This window comes from Gilliamella sp. Fer4-1, from assembly GCF_001690515.1.
In the GTDB taxonomy this organism is placed as follows: domain Bacteria; phylum Pseudomonadota; class Gammaproteobacteria; order Enterobacterales; family Orbaceae; genus Gilliamella; species Gilliamella apicola_C.
This window is the reverse complement of sequence record NZ_LZGZ01000273.1, coordinates 1-6,210: the sequence shown is the minus strand read 5'-3', so window position 1 is coordinate 6,210 and position 6,210 is coordinate 1. Positions and strand designations below refer to the sequence as shown.

Annotated in this window: 5 protein-coding genes and 1 pseudogene; 1 reads left to right on the top strand and 5 read right to left on the bottom strand. The window is 36.8% G+C overall.

The window, feature by feature from the left end; translation table 11 throughout:
• The 3 genes from A9G30_RS09595 to fdhD all read right to left on the bottom strand — a co-directional run.
• Positions 1-748, bottom strand: a 748-nt coding sequence (locus A9G30_RS09595) for an MFS transporter (protein WP_176700889.1), incomplete at its 3' end; no start/stop codon positions are given.
• A 59-nt stretch (positions 749-807) separates the two neighbouring features.
• On the bottom strand, positions 808-1,626 hold the full coding sequence (locus A9G30_RS09590) for a purine-nucleoside phosphorylase (protein ID WP_065568446.1): 819 nt from the start codon (positions 1,624-1,626) through the stop codon (positions 808-810).
• A 278-nt stretch (positions 1,627-1,904) separates the two neighbouring features.
• Positions 1,905-2,711: a formate dehydrogenase accessory sulfurtransferase FdhD gene (fdhD, locus tag A9G30_RS09585; RefSeq protein ID WP_065583464.1), complete on the bottom strand. Its 807-nt coding sequence runs from the start codon at positions 2,709-2,711 to the stop codon at positions 1,905-1,907.
• Between the two features lie 183 nt (positions 2,712-2,894).
• On the opposite strand from fdhD, the gene A9G30_RS09580 reads away from it, so the two are divergent.
• Positions 2,895-3,425: a DedA family protein gene (locus A9G30_RS09580; protein WP_065583463.1), complete on the top strand. Its 531-nt coding sequence runs from the start codon at positions 2,895-2,897 to the stop codon at positions 3,423-3,425.
• Here the strand turns inward: A9G30_RS09580 and mscM are convergent.
• Positions 3,422-5,968: pseudogene (gene mscM / locus A9G30_RS09575) on the bottom strand (miniconductance mechanosensitive channel MscM); the annotation flags it as partial. The gene A9G30_RS09580 and the pseudogene mscM overlap by 4 nt on opposite strands.
• Before the next feature lie 76 nt (positions 5,969-6,044).
• The gene (locus tag A9G30_RS13690; RefSeq protein WP_442903452.1) at positions 6,045-6,194 is read right to left on the bottom strand and encodes a phosphatidylserine decarboxylase; all 150 of its coding nucleotides are present in this window, start codon (positions 6,192-6,194) and stop codon (positions 6,045-6,047) included.
• Positions 6,195-6,210: the final 16 nt, after the last annotated feature.

The following is a 6,210-nucleotide window of genomic DNA, read 5'->3' as shown; positions in this document are numbered from 1 at the left end:
GTACAATTAAACTATTTTGAAATTCCTGGGTTTTACCAAAATCATGTAAGAAAGCGCCACCAAAAGTATTAGTGACTTGTAATATTGCACCAAGCAACATAGCAAATAGAAAAAATACAGCCATTACTGGGTTTTTAAATAACACAAACGCATCTAACCCTAAATAAGAACTCCAAGACTGTTTTGGTTTTTTTTGCGTTTCGATATTGGGTAAGGTTGAGCTATAAATCGCAAGTATTAAAGAGGCAATGCAAGCAATATAGAGTTGAGCAGCGCTCAACTCTAATTTATATAAACTGACAGTCCACATTGCAATAATAAAACCTACTGTACCAAAGACGCGTATTTTAGGGAATGTGGCTACCGTATCTAAGTTATCTTTATCTAAACAGTGATAACTAATTGAGTTAGATAAAGCAATAGTAGGCATATACGCTAACGCATTGCCTAACATCGCCCAAAATAAAAGCGTTGCATTGTTTATTGATGCAGCATAAAAAAGTGCAATTGCACAAATGGCATGGCAAAACATATAAAGATGTTTGGCTTGCAAAAACTTATCAGCGATAATACCAACAATAAATGGGGTAATTAATGCAGCCAAAGCTTTAGTGCTAAAAATCATTGATACTTCAACACCTGAAAAGTGCAAAGTATTTAGTAGATAAGCACCAAAAGTCACCAACCAGCTTCCCCAAATAAAATATTGGAAAAACATCATTATTTTTAATCTATTTTTTATGTTCATTGTTTATTCCTAAAATAAAGTAAAATCTTTTATAGAAAACCACAAATAAAAAGTACTGATTAAAAACGTTCAATCGTTTTTGTAATAAGTTGTAAAAAGGTTGATTTAACGCGTTCTGCTGTTTCTATCACTTCTTCATGCCCTAGCGGTTGATCTAAAATGCCACAAGCCATATTGGTTAAGCATGAAATACCAATGGTTTTTATACCTGAATGATGCGCTATAATGGCTTCTGGTACGGTTGACATACCAACCGCATCAGCACCTAAAACGCGGATCATTCTAATTTCGGCTGGTGTTTCATAAGTTGGGCCAGTCCACCAAGCGTAAACACCTTCACGTAAGGTAATATTAAGTTCATTTGCTACATCCATTACTGTTGCGCGCAATTGTTTGTTATAAAGTTCACTTACATCTAAAAAGCGCACGCCTAAATCAGGGTTATTAGGTCCAATAAGTGGATTATTAGCAGTTAGGTTGATATGATCGGTAATCAGCATTAAATCGCCTGGTTTAAAGCCAGTATTCACAGCGCCACATGCATTAGTAATAATCAATTTTTCAACACCTAACATTTTCATCACTCTAACAGGAAAAGTGACTTGATCTAACGAAAATCCTTCATAATAGTGAAAGCGACCTTTCATTGCCACTACTGTTTTGTCGCCACATTTTCCAATAACTAGTTCATTGGCATGACCAACGGCGCCAGATTTTGCAAAATGAGGAATTGTGTCATAAGCAATATGAACGGCATCTTCAAGTGTATCGGCAAAAGGTCCTAGACCTGAACCTAAAATAATACCAATAGTTGGTTTTTTATCTGTGTGTTTTTGAATATAGTTAACGGCTTGTTGAATATCTGAAGTTTGATGCATGATGGTATCCTTTCAAAAAGTTAAATGCTAAAGTAAAACAGGCACAATAAAATAAATAATAATAACCTATTATTTAGCTTAATTGGATAATAAGCTTATAAAGTAACTAAAAAACAGAGTAAACTCTGAGGTATATATTATGATGATCTTCACTCAATAAATAAAGGTGAGAATGGCGGCATCTTGGATTGAATAAGATAATTTTTTTTATTCTTTATTATTCAATAAATTAAAAATTAATTTTTGATAATCAAAATTGATCAAGGCGAAAATCGGCATTAGATTAGTCGATCTTCACCAGAATAGATCACGCTTTTATCACCTCTAAAAAATCCTAATAACGTCAAGTTACACTGTTTGGCTAAATCAACAGCCATTGAGGTTGCAGCTGAAACCGCTAACAAAATCTCTACACCACAATTAGCCGCTTTTTGTACCATTTCGTAGCTAGCACGGCTTGATACTAATACCACGCCTTGTTGAAAGTTAGCGTTGTTAGGCAATTGCATTGCTCTAAATCCAAGCAGTTTATCTAATGCCACATGCCTGCCAATATCTTCAAAACCTGCTATAAATTGCCCTTTCAAATCTAACCACACGGCCGCATGTGTGCAACCAGTCTGTTCACCTACATGTTGAACTTGTGATAAATAGTTTAGCGTAGCACTAAAATCAGTTAGCTTAATCTGGCTTGTTAAAGGCAAAGAAGGAATGGCTTGGTAGACTTGATCTATTTGCTCAGTGCCACAAATACCGCAGCCTGTGCGCCCAGCCAAATTACGGCGTTTCTCCTTTAGTTCACTAAAGCGCCGAGACGAAAGTTCAATTTGCACTTCTATACCTTTGGAGCTATCAACAACATCAATACCATAAATATCATTAACCGATTGAATGATATTCTCAGTTAATGAAAACCCAATTGCAAAATAATGTAAATCTTTTGGTGTTGCCATCATTACCACATGAGAAATTCCGTTATAAATTAATGCAATTGGTTTTTCAATAGCTAGTGTGTCAGGTTGTGGATTTTGTAGTTCACTATTTTTAAATTTACGCACAAGAATTGATTCAATACCGATTGTCATAATTTACCTCTTATTAATTGGGTTATCATTAAAGTTATCATAAGTGCAAGCTCAAATGTTAATAAATTTAAAAAACGCTAATGCTGTGTAAAATTATACAATAGATAGTGCTCTTAGCTCTAAACGCCTAATATTATGGTAAAATGGTTGATTATAATCAATTGATAGTTCACAAGCTAACCCATGTCACTACACGAAATCACATTGACAACCATGCAATTTATTGAGCATCATCAAATTTGGGCGTTACCGATTATATTTTTATTAGCATTTGGTGAGTCATTGGCGATTGTCTCGCTTTTGGTTCCTGCCACTGCCGTTTTATTGGGGATAGGCGCTCTAATCGGTGGCGGTGCAATATCATTTTTACCTGTATTAATTGCTGCTACCATGGGAGCTGTTTTAGGGGATTTCTTATCTTATTGGTTAGGAAAGCACTATCATCAACAAGTTATTGCTTCATGGCCTCTCAATAAACACCCTAAATTAGTTTATCGTGCCGAACAATTCTTTTTGCGCTATGGAGTGCTAGGAGTGTTTATTGGGCGCTTTTTTGGACCATTACGTGCAATTGTGCCATTAATCGCTGGCACAATGCATATGCCAGCTGCCAAATTTAATCTGGCCAATATTGCATCTGCACCCGTCTGGGCATTTGTATTGCTTGCTCCCGGCGCTTTCGGTGTGCCATGGCTAGAGACACTATTTAACTAAATGGTACCAACAGTATAACTACGACGTCCACTTTTGCGACCTAACGCTTCCAAATTGGTTTGTAATGGTGGGAATGGTAATGTCAAATGATGTTCACGATAAGCTTCAAGTATTAGCTTATGTATAGCGCTTCGGAGCATCATGCGGTGTCCCATCTCGGCAGCAAAAACACGTAACTCAAACAACTGAATGCCTTCTTGAATATCTACTAAAAAGACTTGAGGTTCAGGATCGTTAAGCACATATTCACATTCATTTGAAGCTTGTTGTAGTAGTTTGATAACCAGATCACTATCTGCATCAATCGTTGCTGGAATGGTTAACACAATACGCGTTATCGAATCAGATAACGACCAGTTTACCAATTGTTCAGTAATAAAAGCCTTATTAGGCATTACAATTTCTTTGCGATCCCAATCCACAATGGTAATGGCGCGAGTATTTATTTTGGTGATATTGCCTGTTAAATCACGAATTGTCACTGTATCACCAATGCGTACTGGTTTTTCGAATAAAATAATTAAACCCGAAATAAAATTAGCAAATATTTCTTGTAAACCAAAACCTAACCCAACACCGAGTGCAGCAATAAGCCATTGAATTTTAGACCAATCGATACCAATAAAAGAAAACGCAATCATGCAACCTACCATCAAAATAATATATTTTGAAACGGTGGAAATAGCATAGCCTGTTCCTGGAGCTAGCTCTAGATGTTGTAAAATGCCTAATTCTAACAAAGCAGGCAAATTTTTGACTAACTGCACGGTAATTGTCATGATTAAAATCGCAATGCATACCGCTCCAAGAGTAATGTATTGCTCAATTTCAGTGCCGTTAACAATGGCATTTGTTTTCCACAGTTTAATATTATTCATAAAGGCAAAAGCTGAATGTAGCTCTGACCATAACAAAATCATACTAATGAGCGCAATCATCATAATAATTGATCTCACTAAATGTAAAGATTGAGCACTAATAGCATCTAAATCAATAATGGGTTCATCAACGTTGTCGCTAAGTGAATTAATATCTTCATCGTGTGATTTGGCACGTTGCATGCGCTCTAAACGACGTTGCTTGGTGCGCTCAAATTCAATACGGCGCTTTTGGATCCACATCCAACGGCGAATCATAAAATAAATAACTAACAGTGCAAACCAAATAATGACCGATGCTTCAAGACGCCCCAATAGCAATTGGGCCGTCGATAAGTAGCCCAAACAAGCCGCAATAATGGCAAGCCATGGCGCACTCAATAAGATAAACCATAAAATATGACTTAATAAATTATCACCAGAGCTTTTTTTATCAATATAAAGAGGAACCCCTGCACGATGAATGGCGTTAGTCATAAACACTAAAGCAAAGCAAAGGCAAATAAAAGCCGTGCGACCAATGGTGGCAGCAAATTGACGATTGTTGTACTCGTCAAAACTCATGACTATCATTACTAATGGAATCACAAGCCAAATCGAAAGTTGATAATATTTCATTGCTGCACGTACGCTACGTTCAGGCCAACCAAAGTGGGCAATAAAAAGCCCATTCGATGAGGCAAAATGGGCTGAAATAATAAATACCCATAAAATTGGTGCTGCTGCATTCACCCCATAACCTAATGCAAAGGCGACGGGATAATCCCAATTAATCTGCAACGCATAACCAAACACCGCCCACAAAATTGGTACTGGTAACGCCATAATTAATGAAAACATAACCACTTTTAGCGTTAAAGAATAACTATCTTGTGTTACTTTACCGACGCGGCTCGCTGATTTATTTAAAAAAATGTTATATTTAGCGCGCATCTTAAAATGCGCAAACACAAACATTAACGACAAAATAATTAAAAACAGTGGCTTTGGCGCACTAAGCACTTCTGCGCTCGCATTATAAAGTTGTGAAAGGGTATCGATTGAAAAAATCGCATAAACCACATCTTTAGCTAAGTTGATTGGATAGCTCATCGATATTGGGTTGACATCTGCCACCCAAAAAAAGTAACGATGTGCAGCATCGTTCACTTCGTCAATTGCATTGGTGAGTTGCTTATTTGCAATTTTTAATTTAGTTAATTCTAAGATGGTGGTATCCGTGCCAGAAATAAGCGTCTTAAGTAATTCGGTTTGTTCTCGAATTAAACGGCGATATTGCGTGGCTTCTTTCACACTATTAAGTGGATTGGTTAAAGTTGGATAATCATCTAAGGAAGTTAAAATATTGCTATAATTAAGTTGTTGGGCTTTTGCTTCGGCAATTTCGGCATCAAGTGCTTGCGATTTAGGTTTTTCGGGTAAGCGTAATAATTGTTGACGTAAAGTTTCGCCAAGCGCTGTTGAAAAGCTCAGCCATTCACCTTGCTCATCAAGCGTGGCTAGCGTATTTTGTACATGTGAAATCTGTGTAGTGATATTGTTTTGTTCATTAATAATACTGGTTAAATGCGTTTTTTGTAGCTCCATATTTTGTCTGAGCTCATCATTTTTATCACTCAACTGGTGAACAACTTGTGAAAGATCTTCTTCATTATTAATGATTGGCATGGTTTCTTCAGCAAAAGTGAGTGAAGAAAACAACACCACAGCAAGGCACAAAACACTACGAATCCACATAAAGCTATATCCTATTGGCTAATTTTCGACCCACACGAGTAACATCCCCCACCTTAAGATAGCTTTCAAACTCAATGGCATTTGATGCAAAGAGCGTAATAACCGTTGAGCCTAATTTAAAGCATCCCATATCTTGTCCTTTGGTTAATTGTATGCCTTCGGCATAATTC